The organism is Brevundimonas staleyi, from assembly GCF_041893865.1.
GTDB classification, from domain to species: Bacteria; Pseudomonadota; Alphaproteobacteria; order Caulobacterales; family Caulobacteraceae; genus Brevundimonas; species Brevundimonas staleyi.
Map to the genome: position 1 here is coordinate 2,754,346 of NZ_CP169082.1, position 22,619 is coordinate 2,776,964.

At 66.1% G+C, this 22,619-nt stretch carries 19 protein-coding genes and 1 tRNA gene; 7 read left to right on the forward strand and 13 right to left on the reverse strand.

The genetic code is table 11. The features are described 5' to 3' along the window. Window positions 1-16: 16 nt before the first annotated feature. Entirely contained in the window at window positions 17-565 is a 549-nt protein-coding gene (locus ACETK8_RS14120) for a hypothetical protein (RefSeq protein ID WP_374036471.1), read from the forward strand. Window positions 566-950: 385 nt separating this feature from the next. On the opposite strand, the gene ACETK8_RS14125 is transcribed toward ACETK8_RS14120, so the two are convergent. From ACETK8_RS14125 to ACETK8_RS14135, 3 genes are all read right to left on the reverse strand, one after another. Then, window positions 951-2,201, reverse strand: a complete 1,251-nt coding sequence (locus ACETK8_RS14125; RefSeq protein WP_374036472.1) for a glycosyltransferase — start codon at window positions 2,199-2,201, stop codon at window positions 951-953. Between the two features lie 112 nt (window positions 2,202-2,313). Beyond that, a complete protein-coding gene (locus tag ACETK8_RS14130; protein ID WP_374036473.1) occupies window positions 2,314-2,469 on the reverse strand; it encodes a hypothetical protein in 156 nt (51 codons plus the stop codon). A 30-nt stretch (window positions 2,470-2,499) separates the two neighbouring features. Next, a complete protein-coding gene (locus tag ACETK8_RS14135; RefSeq protein ID WP_374036474.1) occupies window positions 2,500-3,396 on the reverse strand; it encodes an SPFH domain-containing protein in 897 nt (298 codons plus the stop codon). Between the two features lie 197 nt (window positions 3,397-3,593). On the opposite strand from ACETK8_RS14135, the gene ACETK8_RS14140 reads away from it, so the two are divergent. Next, on the forward strand, window positions 3,594-6,797 hold the full coding sequence (locus ACETK8_RS14140) for an autotransporter outer membrane beta-barrel domain-containing protein (RefSeq protein ID WP_374036475.1): 3,204 nt from the start codon (window positions 3,594-3,596) through the stop codon (window positions 6,795-6,797). Window positions 6,798-6,905: 108 nt separating this feature from the next. Further along, window positions 6,906-6,982: transfer RNA gene (locus ACETK8_RS14145), tRNA-Val, on the forward strand. 45 nt (window positions 6,983-7,027) lie between these two features. Here ACETK8_RS14145 and lon read toward each other — a convergent pair. Then, window positions 7,028-9,427: an endopeptidase La gene (lon, locus tag ACETK8_RS14150; RefSeq protein WP_374036476.1), complete on the reverse strand. Its 2,400-nt coding sequence runs from the start codon at window positions 9,425-9,427 to the stop codon at window positions 7,028-7,030. A 361-nt stretch (window positions 9,428-9,788) separates the two neighbouring features. Between lon and ACETK8_RS14155 the strand changes: the two genes are divergently transcribed. After that, window positions 9,789-10,139 carry a hypothetical protein gene (locus ACETK8_RS14155; RefSeq protein ID WP_374036477.1) on the forward strand — a complete coding sequence of 117 codons (351 nt, stop codon included), beginning with the start codon at window positions 9,789-9,791 and terminating at the stop codon, window positions 10,137-10,139. Window positions 10,140-10,212: 73 nt separating this feature from the next. Here ACETK8_RS14155 and clpX read toward each other — a convergent pair whose 3' ends face one another. Beyond that, window positions 10,213-11,478 (reverse strand): ATP-dependent Clp protease ATP-binding subunit ClpX, encoded by a 1,266-nt coding sequence (gene clpX / locus ACETK8_RS14160; RefSeq protein ID WP_374036478.1) that lies wholly within the window; start codon window positions 11,476-11,478, stop codon window positions 10,213-10,215. Window positions 11,479-11,664: 186 nt separating this feature from the next. Between clpX and ACETK8_RS14165 the strand changes: the two genes are divergently transcribed. Beyond that, complete coding sequence (locus ACETK8_RS14165) at window positions 11,665-12,315, forward strand: HAD-IB family hydrolase (protein WP_374036479.1); 651 nt, start codon at window positions 11,665-11,667, stop codon at window positions 12,313-12,315. Between the two features lie 41 nt (window positions 12,316-12,356). Here ACETK8_RS14165 and ACETK8_RS14170 read toward each other — a convergent pair whose 3' ends face one another. The 6 genes from ACETK8_RS14170 to tig form a co-directional block, all read right to left on the reverse strand. Next, window positions 12,357-13,268, reverse strand: a complete 912-nt coding sequence (locus ACETK8_RS14170) for a hypothetical protein (RefSeq protein ID WP_374036480.1) — start codon at window positions 13,266-13,268, stop codon at window positions 12,357-12,359. Window positions 13,269-13,717: 449 nt separating this feature from the next. Continuing rightward, window positions 13,718-14,038: a hypothetical protein gene (locus ACETK8_RS14175; RefSeq protein WP_374036481.1), complete on the reverse strand. Its 321-nt coding sequence runs from the start codon at window positions 14,036-14,038 to the stop codon at window positions 13,718-13,720. Window positions 14,039-14,069: 31 nt separating this feature from the next. Next, window positions 14,070-14,606 (reverse strand): cytochrome b, encoded by a 537-nt coding sequence (locus tag ACETK8_RS14180; RefSeq protein ID WP_374036482.1) that lies wholly within the window; start codon window positions 14,604-14,606, stop codon window positions 14,070-14,072. 296 nt (window positions 14,607-14,902) lie between these two features. Then, window positions 14,903-15,544, reverse strand: a complete 642-nt coding sequence (locus tag ACETK8_RS14185; protein WP_374036483.1) for an ATP-dependent Clp protease proteolytic subunit — start codon at window positions 15,542-15,544, stop codon at window positions 14,903-14,905. A gap of 107 nt (window positions 15,545-15,651) precedes the next feature. Next, window positions 15,652-16,554, reverse strand: coding sequence for a hypothetical protein (locus ACETK8_RS14190; protein WP_374036484.1), 903 nt, complete (start codon window positions 16,552-16,554; stop codon window positions 15,652-15,654). Window positions 16,555-16,856: 302 nt separating this feature from the next. Beyond that, window positions 16,857-18,200, reverse strand: a complete 1,344-nt coding sequence (tig, locus tag ACETK8_RS14195) for a trigger factor (protein WP_374036485.1) — start codon at window positions 18,198-18,200, stop codon at window positions 16,857-16,859. Between the two features lie 179 nt (window positions 18,201-18,379). Here tig and ACETK8_RS14200 point away from each other — a divergent pair, with 179 nt between their 5' ends. Next, window positions 18,380-19,081 carry an MBL fold metallo-hydrolase gene (locus tag ACETK8_RS14200; protein ID WP_374036486.1) on the forward strand — a complete coding sequence of 234 codons (702 nt, stop codon included), beginning with the start codon at window positions 18,380-18,382 and terminating at the stop codon, window positions 19,079-19,081. Here the strand turns inward: ACETK8_RS14200 and ACETK8_RS14205 are convergent. Continuing rightward, complete coding sequence (locus ACETK8_RS14205; protein WP_374036487.1) at window positions 19,078-19,371, reverse strand: hypothetical protein; 294 nt, start codon at window positions 19,369-19,371, stop codon at window positions 19,078-19,080. The two genes, ACETK8_RS14200 and ACETK8_RS14205, sit on opposite strands and share 4 nt — an antisense overlap. Before the next feature lie 342 nt (window positions 19,372-19,713). Here ACETK8_RS14205 and ACETK8_RS14210 point away from each other — a divergent pair, with 342 nt between their 5' ends. Continuing rightward, window positions 19,714-19,941, forward strand: a complete 228-nt coding sequence (locus tag ACETK8_RS14210; protein WP_374036488.1) for a general stress protein — start codon at window positions 19,714-19,716, stop codon at window positions 19,939-19,941. 423 nt (window positions 19,942-20,364) lie between these two features. On the opposite strand, the gene egtB is transcribed toward ACETK8_RS14210, so the two are convergent. Further along, a complete protein-coding gene (gene egtB / locus ACETK8_RS14215) occupies window positions 20,365-22,521 on the reverse strand; it encodes an ergothioneine biosynthesis protein EgtB (protein WP_374036489.1) in 2,157 nt (718 codons plus the stop codon). Window positions 22,522-22,619 lie beyond the last annotated feature (98 nt).

Below are 22,619 nucleotides of genomic sequence, written 5' to 3' on the forward strand. Positions count from 1 at the left end.
CCTAGGCCTCGCTAGCATGACCGATCAGCCGCTCGACATGCACTTGCCGGAGACGTTTCACCGTCTTAAGCGGACGGTTTTGGTCTTTTCGGCTGCTTTCGCTCTTTTGGGGCTAGGCGTTCCCGCGGGTAAACACACAATTCATTCAGGGTGGCTTGATATCGAGCTCACAACGGCAGTTGTTCGCTGGATGCTCTGGCTGGGTGGATTGTATTACCTGGCGGGTTTTCTACTAGAGGCTCAATCAGCCCTACTTATAAACTCGAAACAACTCTTGGGGACCGGCCTAGGCCAGTTGGAGCGGTCTTTGGAGGACCTTCACCGGAGAGCAGCCAACGTAGTTGCAGGACTAGAAACGTCCGCAACGCAATACGCAAAGAGTGCCGAAATTCACGCTGAAGCGTTGGAAAAATATCTAAAATCTTACAGTTTCGTGGGGCCGGGCGAGCCGCATGTCCTTCAAGCAATTAAGGACGGCTTGATACGCTATCTGTCCGAACCCGGCGAAGCGCCGCAACAGCCTGGGCAGTCGCTTCCCCCTCGCGCGTCCGAAATTGCCACGTAGATCGCACAAGCAATCGCTTCAGGGACGACCCACACGCCTCAACCACCCAATCCACCCAGCGAATACGAGAAATTGGGTCTCGCTGGCATAGAGCAGCCCACCCTGATTGCTACGACTAGTGACACAGCTGAACGCCTCCATGCCTTTCACAGCGATATCTCAAGATTGAGTCCCCGAATCACGGGAGCCCGACGCTTGAGCTTCTGGATTTGGGAGATAGGCGGTGCCTGCTCAGCGTTTGCAGTTGCGACGCTTGTCGGCTGGCCGAGCATACGCACGGCAGCAGGCTATCTCTGGCTAGCGCTGAGCCGTTAGAACTCTGGCAAACGATCGACCTGAGACTGTCAGACGCCTTGGTCCCAATACTTCGGGGAACACCGACGCCTCAGTGAACCGCCAGCGCCTCACCCGGCGTCACGAACTCCGCCTTCCCGCTGACCTCGCCGTAGGTCATGCACAGATCCTCGAAGACGCGGTTCCAGGCGAAGGTCTCGACCGTGTGGACGCGGGCGGCCGCGCCGATGGCCTCGATGTCGCGTTCGAACAGGGCCTCGATGGCCTGGGCGTAGTGGTCGGGGTCGGCGCTACGGGAGAGCTGTCCCACGTTGTCGTTGACCGTCTCGGCCACGCCGCCGGCGTTGACCCCTACGACCGGGCGACCGCAGGCCATGGCCTCCAGCACGATCAGGCCGAAGGGCTCCTTGTCGTTGGCGTGGACGAAGGCGTCGCAGCTGGCGACGATACGGGCCACGGCCTTGGGATCGCGCTCGTAAGGCAGGGCGATGACGCGGTCCTCGGCGGGCATCCCCTGCCCCGCCCCAACCAGGACCAGATGATAGGGGGCGCCCAGTTTCTGGACCGCCTCGATCAGGACGTCGATGTTCTTCTCGCGCGCCGGACGACCGGCGAAGCACAACAGGCGGGCGCTGGCGGGCAGGCCCAGCTTCTTCAGCAGCCAGTTCCGATCGCCCCGATCCGGGCGGAAGGTGTCGATCTCCACGCCCAGCGGGCGAATGACGATGTCGCGGATGCCGGCCTCTTCCAGGCGGCGCGCGATGAAACGGCTGGGCGAGATGACGCGGTCGAACTGGCCGAACAGCCTGGCCCAGCGTTTCTCGACCGGCTTCTTGGCCCATTCGCCGAAATGCAGGGCCGCCAGGGCCGCCGGGTCGGAGTGGCAGAAGCCGACGACCGGGCAGCCGGCGCGTTGACCGGCCTCAAGCGCCCCCTGCCCCGGCGTATAGGGGTCGCCCGCCTCGATCAGAGACGGCTTCATCGACGCGACCCAGGCGGCCCAACGGCGCACCGAGGACGGCCAGCGATAGCCGTCGCCGAACGGAAGCTTGGTCGCATGAAGCTGGATGATGCCGTCGCGTCCGGCGCGGTGCTGTGCGCCGGGCACCACCAGCGAATGGGCGACGCCGGGGCGATTCTCCTCCAGCCAGGCCTTCTTGGACAGGAGGTAGCGTTTCACCCCGCCAGAGCGCGGCGCATACAGCATGGTGGTGTCCACCATGCGCGGCCGGGGGTCCGAGGTGGAGGCCTTCAGGACCCTGAGCGTCTCGGCGACCTCCTCGTCCCAACCCGGAATGAGCCGCAGCTCACCTTCGTGAACGTCGAGGTCGGTGAGGCTCATGGGGTCTTGCTCCGGGGCGGTCTTCGCTCCAACGCGCTTCCGTTTCGATTGGATGCGTGCGGACGATTTCGACCTGACCATGAAGCGCCCCTACGCCTGAGAAAGGCGAAGCTCAAGTGTCATCATCAGCCTCGCCCGGCGGGGGGATGGCGACCCCCCGCCGCGTCAGGGATTCCCGAAGAAGAATCTCCAGCTGCGCGTTCACGGACCGCAGTTCCGCCGCCGCCAGCCGCTCGACCGCCGTCATCACCCCGGCCGAGGCACGCATCAGAAAGGGCTTCCTGACCTTGGCCACGAACTAGCCGTACAGGGTGCCGGTGTTGACCACGGGCTGTGCCTCGCGGTCGGCGCAGAGCACGACCAGCAGGTTGGAGACCATCGCGGCCTTCCTGTCCTCATCCAGTTGCACGACCTCGCGCTCGCCCAGATCCTTCAGCGCGCTCTCGACCATGCCGACGGCGCCGCGCACGATCAGGCGACGAGCGGACAGGATGGCCTCGGCCTGCTGGCGACGCAGCATGGCCCCGGCGATCTCGGGCGCATAGGCCAGGTGGGCCAGACGGGCCTCGTCGATGGCCACGCCCGCGACACGGACCCGATTGGCCAGTTCCTCGCGCAGACGGCCGGCGACGTCCTCCGCATCGGCGCGCAGGGTCAGTTCGCGCTTCTCGTGATCCTCCTCCTCGCCATGGTCATAGGCGTAGTGGGAGGCGATATCGCGCAGGCCCGTGTCGATCTGGATGTTCACGAAGGCCTGATAGTCGTCGACGTCGAACAGTGCCTGGGCCGAATCCTCGACGCGCCAGACGACGTTGGCGGCGATTTCGACGGGACTGCCGCGCTTGTCGTTCACCTTCAGCTTGTCGGAGGTGACGTTGCGGGCCCGCATCGAGATCTTCTTGCGGGTATACCAGGGCAGGATCCACCGCAGCCCCGTGGTGCGATCCGTGCCCTGATAGGCGCCGAACAGCAGGATGGCGGCGCCCTCGTTCGGCTGCAGGGCGTAGAGGCCGCAGAGCAGAAACAGTCCGACCACGGCCAGAACGATGCCGCCGACGACGTAAAGGGCCGTCTCCGGGCCCTGGGTGACGATGACGGGGCCCAGAACGATCAGCCCCATTCCGACCAGCAGCATCAGGATGCCGTTGGCGGTCTGTGCAGGCCGTTCCTGCGAGATTGTGCGGTGGTCGGTCATTCAGCCCTCCATTTCGATATGAAAGTGATATCACTTTTGGAGAGACACGGCAACGCTTTCAGTGACCTCCGGTCGCGCGGATCGACGCTTTCGGCCTTGCATTCGCCTCAAATTCGCGAAACTTGAGACAGGTCGCGAAGCCCCTGTTAGAAGGCGCGCGGCGCCCGTGCGCGTGTCCACTTGGGGTGATTTTCCGAATGCGTAGACTGGTTGCGACCGCGGTGGCGCTTGCCCCTCTCATGGCGGCAGCGGGCGCACACGCCGAGGTCGTCATTTCGACCGCGCGAACGACGCCCATCGTCACCTCCACCGCGACCGGCACGGCGCGCGACGACATCCGCCTGGCCACGGGCGGCTCGATCGCCGTGAACACCGGTGCGGCAATCACGGTCGATTCGAACAACAGCGTCGATCTGGACAACGGCTCCAACATCACCATGGCCAGCTCGGCCAACGGATCGACCGGAATTCTGGTCGGCCCGGGCGCGACCACGGGCAATGTCACCATCGGCGGCACGATCACGGTCACCGACAACATCGACAGCTACACCGACACCGACAACGACGGCGACCTGGACGGCCCGTTCGCCTCGGGTTCCGACCGCTACGGCGTGCGCCTGGTCGGCGGCACGCCCCTGACCGGCAATGTGCTGATCGAAAGCAGCGGCGCCATCCTGGCCGAGGGCGCCAACTCGCGCGCCGTCTCGATCGAGCGCGGGCTGACGGGCAATGTCACCAGCTTCGGCACCCTGCGCGCGGTCGGCGACAACGCCGTCGCCTATTCCCAGACGGGCAACGTCTCGGGCTCCGTCAACCTGGGCGGCCCCATCACCGCGCTGGGCGAAGGCGCCAACGCTGTGAACGTCCAGGGCGATGTCGGCGGTCGTCTGACGCTGCAGGGCGAGATGTCCGCGACCGGCTATCGCTACACCTCGCGCCCGAGCGACGCGGCCCTGGCCCTGCTGGACGCCGACGACCTGCTCCAGGGCGGATCGACCGTCGTGATCGGCGGCAACATCGGCGGGGGCGTGGTGCTGGACGTGCGGCCGGCCGACCTGATCACCGACGTCTCGACCGACCCGACCACGACCGACGAGGACGGCGACGGCATCGCCGACGCCAGCGAAGGCAATCTGGTCCTCAACAGCTTCGGCGGAGCGGCGGCCCTGACGGTCGGCTCGGCCACGCGCGGCATCACCCTGGGCGTCGCCGGAACGACCGAAACGACCAGCTACGGCCTGATCAACAGGGGCAGCGTCAACGCCGACGGCGTCTTCGACGGCGTCACGGCGCGCGGCATGCAACTGGGCGTCGCGGGCGGTCAGACGGTCAACATCGCGGGCGGCGTGCGCAACGAGGGCAGCATCAGCGCCCTGGGACGCAACGGCGGGGCCACGGCCGTGTCGATCGGCGCGGGCGTGACCACGCCCCGGTTCGACAACACCGGAACGATCACGGCCGGCGTGTCCTCGGTCAAACCCAACGCCGACTCGACCGCCATCACGATCGGGGCGGGCGCCAATCTGCCGAGCTTCTTCAACAGCGGCATCATCCTGGCCACGGCCGGCGGCGGCATCTCCAACGTCACCACGATCCGAGATCTGTCGGGCACCCTGACCTCCATCCGGAACGCCGGCGTGCTTCAGGCGGTCCTGGCCCCGAACGACGCCGGCGATCCGGTCACCGGCACGGTCACGGCCATCGACGTCTCGGCCAACACCACGGGCGTGACCTTCCGTCAGTACGGCATCGCCAGCACGCCCACGGCCACCGATCCCGATACGGACGGCGACGGCGTGCCCGATTCCAAGGAGCCGATGCTGGTCGGCGCGATCAAGTTCGGCTCCGGCGCCGACACGCTGAACCTGGAGAACGGCACGATCACCGGCGACGTGTCGTTCGGCGCCGGCGCGGACCGTCTGAACATCTCCGGCGGCGGCGTGCTGACCGGCGCGGTCACCGACAGCGACGGCCTTCTGGACATCAATGTCGCGAACGGCACCCTGGACGCGCGCCAGACCACGCGCACGAACATCACCAGCCTGAACGTCGGCGCGGCCGGCAACCTGGTCGTCACCATCGATCCCGCCGCCGGGAACAACGCCGGCTTCCGCGTCAACGGCGCGGTCAACATGGCCCAGGGCGCGAACCTCGGCGTCCGGTTCAACTCCCTGCTGACCAGCCCGCAGCGGTTCACCGTCATCGACGGCAACAGCCTGACCATCGGCACGATCAATCAGGCTGCCGTCCAGGCCAACTCGCCCTACCTCTATGTGGTCAGCGCGGGAGCGGACGTGGCCGCCGGCGACGTCTATATCGACGCCCGTCGCCGCACGGCAGCCGAGGCCAACCTGAACGCCGTCGAATCCCAGATGTTCGATTCGTTCTACGGCTCGCTGAGCACCAGCACGGCCCTGCGGAACGCCTTCCTGTCGCAGACGGGCCGCGACGGCTTCATCGACCTGTACGAGCAGCTGCTGCCCGACCACTCGGGCGGCCCCCTGCTCTCGCTGGCCTCGGGCGTCGACGCGGTCACCCGCGCCCTGAGCGGCCGTAACGCCACGGTCGAGCCGGGCGAGACCTCGGCCTGGCTGCAGGAAATCAATTTCTACGCCGACAAGGACAAGACCGACACCTACGGCTTCCGTTCGGAAGGCTTCGGCGTCGCGGGCGGCATCGAGCGCGGCACGGGCCTGGGCGCCGTCGGCGTGTCCCTGGCCTTCACCTCGTCGGACATCGAGGATCCGGAGGCCGAGGCCGAGGAAATCCTGTCGGCCAACCTGGTCGAACTGGGCCTCTACTGGCGCGCGCATGGACAGGCCTGGAGCACCTGGGCGCGGGCGGCGGGCGGCTACGCCACCTTCGATGCGACGCGCCAGCTGGTGACCGAGAACATCAACCTCATCAATACCTCCAGCTGGAACGGCTTCACGCTGTCGCTGGGCGGCGGGGCAGCCTATGAGGCCAATTTCGGCCGTCTGAGCCTTCGTCCCGAGGTCTATGCCGAGTACTTCTCGCTCAACGAAGACGGCCGCACCGAGGAAGGCCAGGAACCGGGCTTCAACCTCGAGATCGAGGATCGCCAGGGCCACATCTTCTCCGGCGTGGCGGCGGTCAACATCGGCTACGGCTTCGGCGAGAACGGCTGGATCCGGCCCGAGGTCCGCCTGGGCTGGCGTCAGAACTTCTCGGTCGATCCGGGCGAGACCATCGCCCGCTTCGCTTCGGGCGGCTCGCAGTTCACCCTGACGCCGCAATCGATCAAAGGCGGCGGCCCCATCGCCGGCTTCAACCTCAGCGTCGGCAACGACCTGGGCAAGATCGCGATCAGCGCCGACGTCGAGAAGATCGAGGACTATATCCGCTACACCCTGCTGCTGCGGGCCAGCTTCCGGTTCTGATCGGGGCGGATCGATCAAGACAAAGGCCGCCGGAGCGATCCGGCGGCCTTTTTTGTCCCCGGCAGTTGAACCCGGAGCCTTCGCCGGGCAGTTAGTCCCCTGTGGCATGGGCGGCTAGCTCAGCTGGTCAGAGCATCTCGTTTACACCGAGAGGGTCGGCGGTTCGAACCCGTCGCCGCCTACCACGGACAACAAAAAGGCCGCCGGAGCGATCCGGCGGCCTTTCTGTCTTAGTGGCGGACGACCGCGGCGCCGTCGCCGGCCGCCGGCGGCGGGGTGGGCGTCAGAGGCTCGGCCACCTCGTCCCACTCCACCGGGGTCGGGGTGCCGGTCAGGGCCCATTTCAGGGCCTCGTCGGCCGTCGAGATCGGGACGATCTCCAGCGCGCCCTTCACATTGTCGGGCACGTCGGCGAGGTCCTTCTCGTTCTCCTGCGGGATCAGCACGGTCTTCACGCCGGAGCGCAGGGCGGCGAGCAGCTTCTCCTTCAGGCCGCCGATGGCCGTCACGCGACCGCGCAGGGTGATCTCGCCGGTCATGGCGATGTCCTTGCGGATCGGGATGCCGGTCAGGACCGAGACCATGGCCACCGTCATGGCGACGCCGGCGGACGGACCGTCCTTGGGCGTGGCGCCGTCCGGCACGTGGACGTGGATGTCGGTCTTCTCGAACACCGGCGGCTTGACGCCGAAGCTGAGCGAACGGCTGCGGACGTAGGACGCGGCGGCGGAGATCGACTCCTTCATCACGTCCTTCAGGTTGCCGGTGATGGTCATGCGACCACGACCCGGCATCTTGATCGCCTCGATGGTCAGGATGTCGCCGCCGAACTCGGTCCAGGCCAGGCCGGTGACGATGCCGACCTGATCCTCCTCGTCCGTCTCGCCGTAGCGGAACTTCTTCACGCCCGCGTATTCGGCCAGCTTGGCGTCGTCGATGGTGATCGACAGCAGGTTCTGCTTGGCCATTTCGCGCACGGCCTTGCGGGCCAGACCGCCCAGAGCCCGCTCCAGCGACCGCACGCCGGCTTCGCGGGTGTAATAGCGGATCAGGTTGCGGATCTGATCGTCGGGCACGGTGAACTCGGCCGGCGTCAGGCCATTGTCCTTGGTGACCTTGGGCAGGACGTGACGCTTGGCGATCTCGACCTTCTCGTCCTCGGTGTAGCCGCTGACCCGGATGATCTCCATCCGGTCCATCAGGGGCTGAGGCATGTTCAGGCTGTTGGCTGTGGTGACGAACATGACGTTGGACAGGTCGTAGTCGACCTCGAGGTAGTGGTCGCCGAACGAGTTGTTCTGCGCCGGGTCCAGCACCTCCAGCAGGGCCGACGACGGGTCACCCCGCCAGTCGGCGCCCAGCTTGTCGATCTCGTCCAGCAGGATGAAGGCGTTGGTGGTCTTCACCTTCTTCATCGACTGGATGATCTTGCCCGGCATCGAGCCGATGTAGGTCCGACGGTGACCGCGGATCTCGGCCTCGTCGCGCATGCCGCCGAGCGACATGCGGACGTATTCACGCCCGGTCGCCTTGGCGATGGACTTGGCCAGCGAGGTCTTGCCGACGCCCGGAGGACCGACGAGGCACAGGATCGGGCCCTTGAGGCTGTTGGTGCGCGCCTGCACCGCCAGATACTCGATGATCCGTTCCTTGACCTGCTCCAGGCCGTAGTGATCCTCCTCGAGGATGTCCTCGGCCTTGTTGAGGTCGATGGGCTTCTGCTTGGACTTGCCCCACGGGATCGACAGCAGCCAGTCGAGGTAGTTCCGGACCACGGTCGACTCGGCCGACATCGGGCTCATGTTGCGCAGCTTCTTCACCTCGGCCTCGGCCTTGGTGCGGGCTTCCTTGGACAGGCGCGTCTTACGGATGCGCTTCTCCAGCTCCATGATCTCGTCGCGAGCGTCGTCGGTCTCGCCCAGCTCGCGCTGGATCGCCTTCATCTGCTCGTTCAGATAATATTCGCGCTGGGTCTTCTCCATCTGGCGCTTCACGCGCGAGCGGATCTTCTTCTCGACCTGCAGGACGGAGATTTCGCCCTCCATCAGGCCGTAGACCTTCTCCAGCCGCTGCGGCACGGCGATGGTTTCCAAGAGACCCTGCTTGTCGGCGATCTTGACCGACAGATGGGCGGCGACGCTGTCGGCCAGCTTCGACGCGTCGGTGATCTGGGGGATGGAGCTGAGGGCCTCGGGCGGGACCTTCTTGTTCAGCTTCACATAGCTCTCGAACTGCTCGACCACGGCGCGCAGCAGGGCCTCGGCCTGCGAAGGCTCGCCCTGTTCGTCCTCGATCTCGACGGCCTCGGCCTCGAAATACTCCTCGCGGTCGGTGAAGCGGGTCAGGCGGGCGCGGCCCTTGCCTTCGACCAGGACCTTCACGGTGCCGTCGGGCAGTTTCAGCAGTTGCAGGACGGTGGCCAGCACGCCGACCGGATAGATGGCGTCCGGCGACGGATCGTCGTCGACGCTGTTCTTCTGGGTGGCCAGCAGGATCTGCTTCTCACCCTTCATGATCTCGTCGAGGGCCCGCACGGATTTCTCGCGCCCTACGAAGAGCGGCACGACCATGTGGGGGAAGACGACGATGTCCCGCAAAGGCAGGACGGGCAGAATTTTACTCTCAGTCATAATGCGCTCCTGGACCTTCGATCATCTCCGGCCCGCCCCACCGGACGCCCCGCGATATGCAGCGACACCCTGATGAGGCCCGTCGATTCCGACGGCGTTCATGTGAGTATGTGGCCCCTGCACCCGTCGGTTCAAGCGGTGCGGCTGGACGATACACAGTCCCGTTGCATCGCGGCCAAGCTGCACGATCCGGTTGGCCTTGCCGATGTTTGAGGGTCGAACCGTTCTGCACCGAGGCTTCACCGTGGATCAGACCCGGACCGCGCCCTGTGGCCGCCGCGCCGCAAGATCATCCGTATTCGGCAACCGAAGCCAACCGTGGCCGTTCCCATCGCCACATAACAACGATTGGGAGGCTTCCTTGAACAAGATCATCACCCTGGCGGCGGCCGCGTCCGTCCTGGCCCTGGCCGCCTGCAACCGCGACGCCGAGACCGCCCCGGCCGTGGACGACGCCGCCGCGACCAGCGCGGAAGCTGCATCGGCCGGCGACGCAGGCTCCAACGCCTCGACCAGCGCGTCGGGCGCTTCCGGCGGCGCTTCGGCGGCGGGAGAGCACGGTTCAGGCTCCGAGACCATGGGAGCGGCAGGCTCCAGCTCGGCCAGCCCCACGGGTGCGAGCGCCAGTGGGGTCAGTGACCAGAGCCGAGACAACGCCCAGGCCGAGGCTGAAGCGACCAACCTGCATCCCAAGCCACCCGGCACGCACTGATCGGCTCTCGGGCAAAGAAAAAGGGGCGGGACCGCGATGGTCCCGCCCCTGTTCTTTTGCGCGTCAGGTCCGCTTAGGCGGCGCCGTCGGCGGCCTTCTTCTTCTCGGCATAGATCAGCAGGGGCTGGGCCTTGCCGTCGATGACCTCGGCGTTGACGACGACTTCCTCGACGCCCTCGAAGGTGGGCAGTTCGAACATCGTTTCCAGCAGGATGCCTTCCAGGATGGACCGCAGGCCGCGGGCGCCGGTCTTGCGCGTGATGGCCTTCTTGGCGACGGCCATCAGGGCGTCGTCGGTGAAGGTCAGGTTGACGTTCTCCATCTCGAACAGACGCTTGTATTGCTTGACCAGGGCGTTCTTCGGCTCGGTCAGGATGGTGACCAGGGCCGCTTCGTCCAGATCTTCCAGCGTCGCCAGGACCGGCAGACGGCCGATGAACTCCGGGATCAGGCCGAAGCGCATCAGGTCGTCGGGCTCGACGTTCTTCAGGATGTCGCCGGTGCGGCGTTCGTCCACGTTCTTGACCTTGGCGCCGAAGCCGATCGAGGCCCCCTCGCCGCGCGCCGAGATCACCTTCTCCAGACCGGCGAAGGCGCCGCCCACGATGAAGAGGATGTTGGCGGTGTCGACCTGCAGGAACTCCTGCTGCGGATGTTTGCGGCCGCCCTGCGGGGGCACGGAGGCGACGGTGCCTTCCATGATCTTCAGCAGGGCCTGCTGCACGCCCTCGCCCGAGACGTCGCGGGTGATCGAGGGGTTGTCGGACTTGCGCGAAATCTTGTCGATCTCGTCGATGTAGACGATGCCGCGCTGGGCCCGCTCGACATTGTAGTCCGAGGCCTGGAGCAGCTTCAGGATGATGTTCTCGACGTCCTCGCCCACATAACCGGCTTCGGTCAGGGTGGTGGCGTCGGCCATGGTGAAGGGCACGTCGATGATGCGCGCCAGCGTCTGGGCCAGCAGCGTCTTGCCGGAGCCCGTCGGGCCGATCAGCATGATGTTCGACTTGGCCAGCTCGACGTCGTTGTTCTTCGTCGCGTGGTTCAGACGCTTGTAGTGGTTGTGGACCGCAACCGAGAGCACCTTCTTGGCGTGGTTCTGACCGATGACGTAGTCGTCCAGGACCTCACGGATCTCCTTCGGAGTCGGGACGCCGTCCTTGGACTTCACGAAGCCGATCTTGTGCTCTTCACGGATGATATCCATGCACAGCTCGACGCATTCATCGCAGATGAACACGGTCGGGCCCGCGATGAGCTTGCGCACCTCGTGCTGGCTCTTGCCGCAGAAGCTGCAATAGAGCGTCGACTTGGCGTCGGTGCCGGCTGCTTTGGTCATAGACCCTTCTCACTCTCGCGCCGCTTTGTGGGACGGACGCGCTTTTCCCGCGTTGATTCCACCACTATGGACGCGAAGATATTCAAAAAATGACAATCACCCATCCGAACGCCCGCCACAACCCCGCCGAAGGTCGGCGAAGCGCTAGGGGCGTGGACTGTTCGGGCTGGATGGAGATCACTGCGAATGGGTGACATGGGCGCCACGGAGGGCTTTCGCCAGTCCGTCGATCCTTCGCGGCCGATCGTCGCGTTCGATTTCGACGGCACGCTGACGATCCGCGACAGCTTCACCCAGTTCCTGCGCTGGCGGGCGGGGCCCGGAGGCTGGGCCCTGGGCCTGGTAAAGATGGCCAAGGCGACGGCGGCCTATGCGCGGAACCGCGACCGGGGGGCGATCAAGGCGGCCTCGGTGAAGGTGTTTCTGAAGGGCGTCACCCGCGCCGAGCTGGAGGCGGACGCCGCCCGGTTCGCCGATCACGCCTGGGACACATTCATGCGACCGGACGCGCTGAAGGTCTGGGACGAGTGGGGTCGCAAAGGCGCCCATCGCGTGATCGTGACCGCTTCGCCCGAGATCACGGTGGCCCCGTTCGCGCGGAGGCTGGGCGCGGAGGCGCTGCTGGGCACCCATCTGACCTTCGACGCGGACAACCGGATCACCGGCGCCTTCTCCAGCCCCAACTGTCGTGGCGAGGAGAAGGTGCGGCGCCTGCACGAAGCCTTCGGACCCGATCTGAAGCTGGCGGCGGCCTATGGCGACACCTCCGGCGACACCGAGATGCTGGCGATCGCGGAAACGAAAGGGTTCAGGGTCTTCCGCGGGCGACCCGTCTAAAGACAGTGCGCGACCGGACAACCGTTGCGCTGGCGAAGGTCCTAATCCGCCGTCGCCGACAGGCGGTCGATCATCGAGGCCGCCATTCTGTCGGACTGCGCGCCGGACCCGGCGGTCCGGGCCGCGGGATCGTAAAGGGCGCCAAGATAGGCTCTGTCCCAGTCGGAAAAGCCCGCTAGGTCCGGCCGATCGAACAGGTTCAGCACGCTGTCGAACGAAGAAAACGACCGTTCGGCGTCGATCTGAGCCAGAGCGACCATAGCCAGGTAGTCGCCGAGCGCCTGTCCCGAGAAGCCCGCGACCGCGTCGGCTTCTACGATTATGAACACCCGCCGCAGTTCGTCATCCGTTTGATCCAGAAGTCTTGAACCCAAGACATTGGCCCCGCCCATGACATCGGAAGGACGCGAGATGCCGTTGTCCACCGGATAGGGCGGATCGCCAGGAAAGCGGACGGTCGCCAGACCGGTCTCGGCGTTCACGGGGACGCTGATGTGCCACCAGCGGATCGGCTTGTTTGATGATTGAAACCGCGCGAGCGCGGCGCTGCCCAGTTGCACTGACGAGGCTCCGCCGACACGAAACAGGCTGGACCGCGACCGCACCAGCCCACGCGCCGTCGCGTCGCCGTCATCGGTGACGAACACGATCACATCGGGCGAACACCCCGGACCACCCGGATACAGGCCGTAGCCGGCGGCGACTGTCGCGATGTGATCGGCCAAGGCATGGGCCGTCGTGGCTTTGACATTGACCACGCTGACGCAGACGGAGTCGCGCCACCTGGCGAGCTTTCTCGCGGTCGGTGCAGCCCCCACGGTATCGACGAACCGCTCCGCGACGTCCCTGGTCCGCGGCAGGGACCCGGTGACGACGACGTCCTCCAACCACGGGCTTTCGGACGCCTCCGGCGTCCGGTCTTGCCCTGCCAACAGAATGCCGGCCCCCACCATCAACGCCGCCGTCCAATCCATGTCACGTCCCGCCGATGGTGGGTTCCAACCTTAAACGTCGTGTACTAGCTCACAAGATCAGCGACGCTACGCTACCTTGCGGGGCGGCAAACGGACAAACGACATCCATGCACTCAACCGCGCATCCTTCAGGAGTTCCACCGAATTTCACGCAGTTCAGTACACAACCGTCAAAACAATCGTTAGCCGCTGACGGGGCAGCTACGCCAAACGCAAGCAACATAGTGAAAATCATAACTTTCTTCATAAGAACCCCTCCTATCCAAACTACGTGTCCGACCATGACAACAAATAGTAGAAGCCGCAACCTTAGATTTATTCACCAAGCCTCGGTCAACGGGGAGCGCACAGCCGAAATTTAGGACGTTCATCCGCATCGCCCGCGCGACCCGATTACGGCCCGCTTTCAAACCTGTTGACGACGGGGCCTAACGCCCCTGGGCGTCCACGTCGAAGGCCACGGCCTTGCCGCGTGAGGCGGGGTCCCAGCCGGCTTCGATGGAGGCGGTGATGGCGTTGCGCACCTTGTCCAGATCGACCTTCTGCTTCTCCATGTCCGGGCGACCGTTGGGACGCAGCGGCGGCGGGAACTGGACGATGGCCTCACGCTTGAATTCCGAGTGCCTGAGCGTCAGGGCGATACCCTCCCAGTCGCCGTTGCCCAGGGGCCGCGGCTGGCGCCGCAGGTCCCAGACGTAGGTTTCGCCATCGACCTCGATGGTCCCGGACTTTTCTTGGGTCAGTTGCATGGGCGGCTCGATAGCACAGATCGCGGCCGGGTCAGCCCAGCATGCGCTTGGTCGTCCCGTCGTTCCAGACGTAGCGATGCACCAGGACCATGGCGATATGCCCGACGATCGCAGCCAACAGCACCCAGGCCAGCAGGCCGTGAACCGCATCGGCGGGAGCAGTCATCCAAGGGATCTCCGCCCCGCCCTTCTCCATCAGGGTCACGCCGAACGCCTCCAGCGGCTTGCCCGAGCCCCACTGGCGCAACAGGGCCAGAGCCGGGACGACCAACATGAGGGCGTAGAGGGTCAGATGGCCCGCAAGCGCCGCCAGACCGATCAGGCCGGGCTGATGCGGCGGCCGACGCGTCATGTTCCACAGGCCCCAGACGGCGCGGACCAGGATCAGCACCATCAGCACCGTACCGACCCATTTGTGAGTGCCGACCCAGAATGCGGTGATGGGAGCGCGACCGACGATCAGCTTCACCGCCATGCCCGTGAACTGCCAGGCCAGAATGCCCGCCACGGCCCAGTGCAGCCACCGGGTCAGCCGGCCATAGCGATATCCGTCGTCGGTCCAGCGCATGAGGCCTCCTGTGGAACGCGGTCTTCAAGGTCCAACCGGATTGGAGCGAGAGTCCGTCGTGGAAACAGGCGGTCGTATTGTCGCAGGCGCGGTTGCGGAAGCCCTATTCGGGGATCCGCAACATGATCTGCTGTTCGGCCGAGAAGATGATGACGCCAGCGACGTTCGTCAGTCTTTTAGGGCTCTGCTCTGGCTCAGACACACCAACCCACGTTCGTTGAACGGCAGGCTAGCCAAGGTCAGGGCCGGTCGCAACGCCTCGCGCCGCGACCGGCCTGACGATTTCAGACGAGACCTCAGACGGTCTTGATGCCGTCGGCTTCGGCCTCGGTGCGCTTGTCGTAGACGTGGTCCACGATGCCCCAGGCCTTGGCTTCATCCGCGGTCATGAAGTGGTCGCGGTCCAGAGTACGCTCGACTTCCTCATACGTCCGGCCGGTGTGGTGGACGTAGATTTCGTTCAGGCGACGCTTGGTGGCGATGATGTCCTCGGCGTGACGCTCGATGTCCGAGGCCGTGCCGCGGAAGCCGCCCGAGGGCTGGTGGACCATGACGCGCGCGTTCGGCAGGGCGATGCGCTGGCCCGCCTCGCCGGCCGTCAGGATCAGGGAGCCGGCCGAGGCCGCCATGCCCATGACCACCGTCGAGACCGGCGACTTGATGTATTGCATGGTGTCGTAGATCGCGAGCGCCGAGGTCACCTGACCGCCGGGGCTGTTGATGTACATGCTGATTTCCTTCTTCGGGTTCTCCGATTCCAGGAACAGCAGCTGGGCGCAGATCAGGCTGGCCATGCCGTCCTCGAACGGGCCGGTCAGGAAGATGATCCGCTCGCGCAGCAGGCGGGAGAAGATGTCGAAGGCGCGTTCGCCGCGGCTGGACTGCTCGACCACCATCGGGACAAGGTTGTTGGAGATGTAGTCGATCGGGTCGCGCATGGGATCTCGCTGAATGCTGGGGTCCGCGACTCAGGTCGGTCGCGGTTCCGCTCTCATATTGCGGTCCGGCGCAAGCGATACAAGCCGGACCGCATCGCAAATGCGGCTCAGTCCTCCGCCGCAGTCTGTCCGGACCGGATGCCGCGCGCCACGTCCGAGGCGACCGACCGCGTCAGGCTGTTCGGATTGATCCGCTGCGGGTGGGTCGCATACAGCGCCTGCAAATAGCCGAGGTCCCAATCCGTCAGGCCCGACGGCGCGCCCGAGCCGTTGAACAGGTTCATGATGGTGTCGTAGCCCTGCGTCTGGGCGTCGGCGTCGATCTGGGCCAGGGACACCAGGGCGACATAGTCGGTCAGCTGCTCGAACGAGCTGTCGCCCAGTTTCTCGACGTCGATGATGATGACGACCCGGATCAGGTCGTCGCGAACCTGGCTGTTGACGCGCGAGGCGGCGAAGACGTTGACGGTGGGCGGCTGGTCGTCACCGGGAAGGCGGATCGCCGCCCGGCCCGTCTCGGAATCGACCGGCAGGCTGGTGTGCCACCAGCGGACGGGCCGATCCGACGCCTGGAAGTCGCGCAAGGCCCGGCTGCCGGCGTCCGTCTGATGGGTTCGCAGATTGAAATTGGCGCCGACGCCGCCCACCAGCGATGTCGCCAGGGCCGCGCCGTTGTCGGTGGCGATGATGATCACACGCGGCGAACAGCCCGGCTCGCCCGGCTGCAGCCCGACCTCGGCGGCGACCTCGGAGATACGGTCGGCCATGTATTGAGCGTGGGCGGCGGGCAGGTTGACCACCCCGACGCAGACCCTCTGGTGCCAGCGGGCCAGGCCCCGGCGGCTGGCGGGACGGGAAATCTCGGAGACGAAGTCGTTGACCAGGTCGTCCAGCGGACGGCCGTTGACGACGATGTCGCCGACACGGCTTTCGTCCTGGGCGGGCTGTGAGGGCGCGGGGGCCGTTTGCAGCGCCGCCAGCAAGGCGACCAGACCCAAAGACATCGACATCCGTTACTCCCCCCAAAACCGCTCGTTGGCGGCCCCGTCCGATAGAGCGAACCTATGTGGCGTTCGGAGGGCGAATTCTGTCGGGACTGTAACCCTGACGTGAAACTCTCGAAACACGACGCAACGTGCTCTTCGAGGCCTTTCTCTCGCGCCGTGCGAGACGCGACGCGAGATCGGTCCGCGACCACCGCCCAAGGGCCGGAAACGCCGACGCCGGCCGGGGTGGGCACCCGGCCGGCGTCAAAACGATGGTGGAAGGCGGCCCTCGCTGTTCAGACGCGAGAGCGGAGACCGGCCGAGGCTCAGGCCTCTTCGTCTTCCTTGAGCAGCTCTTCCTTGGTGATCTTGGTGTCGGTCACCTTGGCCAGTTCGACGATCAGGTCGACGACCTTCTCTTCGTAGATCGGGGCGCGCATCTGGGCGGCGGCGTTGGGGTTCTGGCGGTAGAAGTCCAGCACCATGCGCTCCTGGCCCGGATAGTTGCGGGCCTCGGCCATGATGGCGTTGTTCAGTTCCTGGTCGGTGACGCCGACGTTGTTGGTGCGGCCGATCTCGGCCAGCACCAGACCCAGGCGCACGCGGCGCTCGGCGATCTTCTTGTACTCGGCCTTCAGCTCGTCATCCGACTTCTTGGCGTCTTCTTCCGGCAGGGCGCCGGCGGCCTTGTCGGCCTCGACCTGCTGCCAGATGCCCTGGAACTCGGCGTCCACCATCTTGGGCGGCAGGTCGAACGAGTGGGCGCCGTCCAGTTGGTCCAGCAGGGCGCGCTTCAGCTTGAAGCGGGCGGCGCCGGCGTATTGCTGGTTCAGGTTCTGACGCAGCAGGTCCTTCAGCTTGTCCAGCGATTCCAGGCCCAGGCGGGTGGCGAACTCTTCGTCGATCTTGGCTTCGGCCTCGGCCTTGATGGCCTTCACCTTGATGTCGAAGGTGGCCAGCTTACCGGCCAGGTTGGCGGCCTGGTATTGCTCGGGGAAGGTGACCTCGATGGTCTTCTCGTCGCCGATCTTGGCGCCGACCAGCTGCTCTTCGAAGCCCGGGATGAAGCGGCCCGAACCCAGGACCAGGTCGGCGTCTTCGGCCGTGCCGCCGTCGAAGGCGACGCCGTCCAGCTTGCCGAGGTAGTCGATCGTGACCTGGTCGCCGTCGGCGGCCTTCACGGTCTTGCCCTTCTTGTCCTCATAGGACTTGGCCTGGCTGGCCAGTTCCTTCAGCGCCTCGTCCAGATCCTCGTCCGAGGCTTCGTAGACCGGGCGGTCCAGTTTCAGGGTCTTGGGGTCGACCGGGGTGAAGTCCGGCATCACTTCCAGCGACATTTCGTAGGCCAGGTCGTCCGAGCCGGCCAGGACCTTTTCCATGTCCGAGGTCAGCTTCATGTCGGCCGGGGCGGCCGGGCGGACGTTGATCTGGTCCAGGGCGGCCTGGCTGGTCTCGTTGATCGTGTCGTTGACGATCTCGCCCATCATGTCGCGGCCGAAGGTCTTCTTGACGTGGGCGACGGGCACCTTGCCGGGGCGGAAGCCCTTCAGGTTCATCTTCGGCGCCATCTCGGCCAGGCGGGTTTCCAGCTTGGCGTTCAGTTCGGCGACCGGGACGGTCACGGTGATGACGCGGCTCAGGCCTTCGGTGGTGTTTTGGACGACTTGCATGGGACGGTTCTGACGCTCTGGGGCGGCATCGGCGGATCGACGCGCGCGAAGATGGTGAAAGCAGAAAGGGCCGCCCCATCCGGAGCGGCGCCTCGAAGCCCGCCCTTATGATGAGATGGACTCAAAAGGTCAACGCGGGGGCGGTTTCCCAGCGTCTCGCGGATCGCTATGTCGGAACGATGACCCAGGCCCCCTCCCCCATCGGCGTCTTCGTCACTTCGGTGACCCCGCTGCAGCAGAACTGCACCACCGTCTGGTGTACCGCCACCAACAAGGCCGCGGTGATCGACCCGGGCGGATCGGTGGACCAGATCATGGGCGAGATCGCCCGGCGCGGGCTGACGCTGGACCAGATCTGGATCACCCATGGGCACCTGGATCATGCGGCGGGCGCGGCGGAGATGCAGGAGAAGTCGGGCGCACCGATCGTCGGGCCGCACCCGGAAGACCAGGTCTGGATCGCCGACCTGCCCGAGCATGGGCAGCGGTGGGGCATTCCCGACGCCCGGACCTTCGTCCCGACCCGCTGGCTGGACGACGGCGACACGCTGACGCTGGGCGAGACGACCTGGGAGGTGGCGCACTGCCCGGGCCATACGCCCGGCCACGTCATCTTCTTCAACCGCGCCGCCCGGTTCGCCCAGGTCGGCGACGTCCTGTTCAAGGGGTCGGTGGGGCGCACCGACTTCCCCCGCAGCGACCATGAGGCCCTGATCCGGTCGGTGGTGACCAAGCTGTGGCCGCTGGGCGACGACGTCACCTTCGTGCCAGGGCATGGGCCGATCTCGACCTTCGGCGAGGAGCGGCGGAGCAATCCGTTCGTCTCCGACGCCGCGGTGGCCGCGGGGCCGCTGGCCCGCGCGGCCGTTGGGCCGGCTTAACGCCGCAGCAGAAGACCGATCAGGACGCCGACGCCCAGGGCGTAGACGGTGGCCTTCAGGGGTTTGTCCTCGATCTTGGTGCGCGCCAGGAAGGCCCGCTCGCGCGCCCAGTCGCGCCCCGTCTGGAGATCCGACCGCACGGCCTGGCGCAGGCCCTGGTCGCGGGCGAAGCTCTTCGCCTCCGCATCGGCCATCCAGCGGTCGCCCGCGCGGTCGAGACGGGCCCGACGTTCGTCGGCGTCGTCCAGGATGTCTTCGGCGCTGAGGTTGGTCGGGTCGATGTCGGTCATGGGAGGCTCCAGGCAGGCTTAATGAACTTCGACGATTGAACCCGGGCCGCCCGCGACGGTTCCGGTCTGCGACACCCCTTCGCAGAGGAAAGATCGTCGATGACCGACCCCACGCCCCAGCCCGAAATCCAGCCGCCCCTGACGCCCTCGCCTCAACCGGAGATCGACCCGGCGGGCACGCCTCAGGAAGTCCCACAGCAGCCAGACGACAACGGCGGAGAAGTCGAAAGACCAGGCGCTGACTGATTCGCACACTGTTGAAATCGTACGGGTTCGGAACCGGCGCCGAGCTTTGGGGTTTTGTCTGCAACCGCCAGCTTAGAAGTCGAAAGGGAGCCTCCCATGGCCCAAGGTGAGCCCAACCGTCCCTCCGGGGTCTCCAAACGAGGCTTCGCCTCGATGGACCCCGAACGGCAGCGCGAGATCGCCCGCAAGGGCGGCGCCAGCGTTCCCAGCGAGAAGCGCAGCTTCTCCCAGGATCGCAGCCTGGCCGCCCAGGCCGGACGCAAGGGCGGCGAAGCCTCCCACGGCTCTCGCCGGCCGGAAGACCTTACGGGTCAGGCCGAATAGGTCTGTCCCGGGGATGGGAGAGAAAGGCGGCCGGTGCGAACCGGCCGCCTTTTCTTTTGTCCGTTTCGTCCGGACGAAAGCTAGAGGACGAAACGGACGAAACGGACGAAACCGGGATGGCTCGTCCTCCCCGCGAGCCGTGATCGGAAAGTATAGGGGAAGCGCGAACTTGGGCAGGTTCGAGAGAGGGGGATGCCCGCCACGACTGACCCAATCAGGATTTGGGCGCCAGCTCGGGGAGTTTGTTTGACGTTCGCTGGCCTACCCTTGCCCCTCATCCGTGCACCCCAGCGAAGGCTGGGGTCCAGATGGAAAAGGCGGTGGCCGGATCAGCGGGCCCGGTGTGTCGTCCGGGCCGCCTGAGTTTGTGATCTGGACCCCAGCCTTCGCTGGGGTGCACGGATGTGGAGGTGCGGGAGGGGCTCAGGCCGCCAGCAGGACCAGGGCTACCGACGGGTCAGGGCTCCGCTGGAAGGAAACCACCCGCCAACCCGCCGCCTCGGCCATCGCGGTCACGGAGGCTTCCGTGAATTTCCGGGAGCTTTCGGTGTGGATCGTCTCGCCCTCGGCGAAGGCGATGACCGCGGCGCCGATGTGAACCTCCATGGCGCGTGTCGCCTTCAGGTGCATCTCCATGCGCGACTTGTCGACGTTCCAGACCGCGACATGCTGGAAGGCGTCCAGATCGAAGTCGGCGCCGAGCTCGCGGTTGGCGCGGACCAGCAGGTTCCTGTTGAACGCCGCCGTCACGCCCTGCGCATCGTCGTAGGCGGCGACCAGGACGGCCGGGTCCTTCACCAGGTCGACGCCGAGGATGAACAGGGACGACGAGCCCAGCCGGTCGCGCGCATTGGCCAGGAAGGCCACCGCCTGATCCGGCTCCAGATTGCCGATGGTCGAGCCGGGGAAGAAGCCGACGCGGCGGCCACGTCCCAGTTCCGGCAGGGGCGCGAGGTTCACGAAGTCGCCGACGACGGGGACCACCTCCATGTGCGGATAGGCTTCGGCGATGCCGGCGGCGGCGGCCTTCAGGGCGTCGGGGCTGATGTCGATGGGCACATAGGCCTGAAGCGTCGGGGCCGAATCCAGCAGGATGCGGGTCTTCTCGCTGGCGCCGGAGCCGAACTCGACCAGGACGGCGTCGTCGCCGAAATGCTCGGTCAGGCCGGGGGCCATGGCCCTCAGAAGACCGGCCTCCTGACGCGTCGGATAGTATTCCGGCAGGCGGGTGATGTCCTCGAACAGGTCCGATCCGGCGGCGTCGTAGAACCATTTCGGCGAGACCGACTTCTCGGGCCGCGACAGGCCCGCGACCAGTTCGGCGCGAAAACGGGCGGTCTCCAGGTCCTCGATGCGCGCGCGTTCGCCGGCCGGGGCGTCGGAGGCGAGACGCAGGCCCATGAAGGCCCACCTTTGATGCGGATAGAAGAAGTTGCGGTAGGTGGCGCGGCTGTGGCCGGTCGGCGTGGCGAAGGAGCCGCCGCGCAGAACCCGCTGATTGGCCATGAATTTCCCGTTGTACTCCGACGCCGTGCCCTCGGTCGGCTGGAAGCCCGGATAGGGAGCGTAGGCGCTGGCCGTATGCTGCCAGACCTCGCCATACAGGTTGGAGAAGACGTCGGGCGCGGTCGCCACCGCGCTCTCCCACTCCGCCTCGGTCGGCAACCGTTTGCCGGCCCAGTGGGCGTAGGCGTCGGCCTCATAGGCCGAGATGTGGCGGACAGGCGCGTTGGGATCGACCTGCGCGCGTCCGGTCAGGGTCAGGACGGTCCATTCGCCGTCGTCCTGACGCCAGTAGAGGGGCGCGTCCCAGCCCTCGGCCTTCACCACCGCCCATCCGTCGGCCAGCCAGAGCTCGGGCTTGCGATAGCCCCCGTCCGCCATGAAGGCGAGCCACTGGCCGTTGGTGACTAGGTCATGATCCATCAGGAAGGGCTCCAGCCATTCGCGATGGCGCGGCCCCTCGTTGTCGAAAGCGAAGTCGGGACCGTCATGACCGATGTCGACCAGTCCACCTTCGAACCGGGTCTGGCCGCCGCGCGCGGGCTGAAGCGGCCCGCCCGGACGCGGCTCGGCTGCGTATGCGGCCGGGTCCAGCGGGGACTTGGACATGAGGTTCAGCAGGTCCATCAGGAAGAGCTCCTGATGCTGCTGGTCGTGGTTGAGGCCGAGGACGAAAAGATAGTCCTCCAAGCCCTCGAAGCCGTGCTCGATGCGCTCGGCCATGCGGCGGTCGATCTCGGTGCGGTAGGCCAGGACCTCGTCCAGCGAGGGGCGGGTCATCAGGCCGCGCTCGGGGCGTTCGATCCGACGACCGAGGCTCTCATAGTAGGAGTTGAACAGCTGCTGGAAGCGCGGATCGACAGGTTCATAGCCCGGCTCACTCGCCAGGATCATGGCCTCGAAGAACCAGCTGGTATGGGCCAGATGCCATTTGCCGGGGCTGGCGTCGGGCATGGACTGGGCGGCCAGATCCTCGGCCGACAGGCGCGCCGCCAGCGCCGGCATGGCGCTGCGAACGGCGAAGTAACGGCCCAGAGCGTCCGCCTCGTGCGAGACGGTTCGTGCTGACGCTTTCATGGTGCTGCTCCGCTGGCGCGGACGGCCCCCGTGGTCGCCTGCGACGGGCTAACACATCTGTTCTGGTTTCGTTGCCCGCAAGAGGACTGTGTCCAACT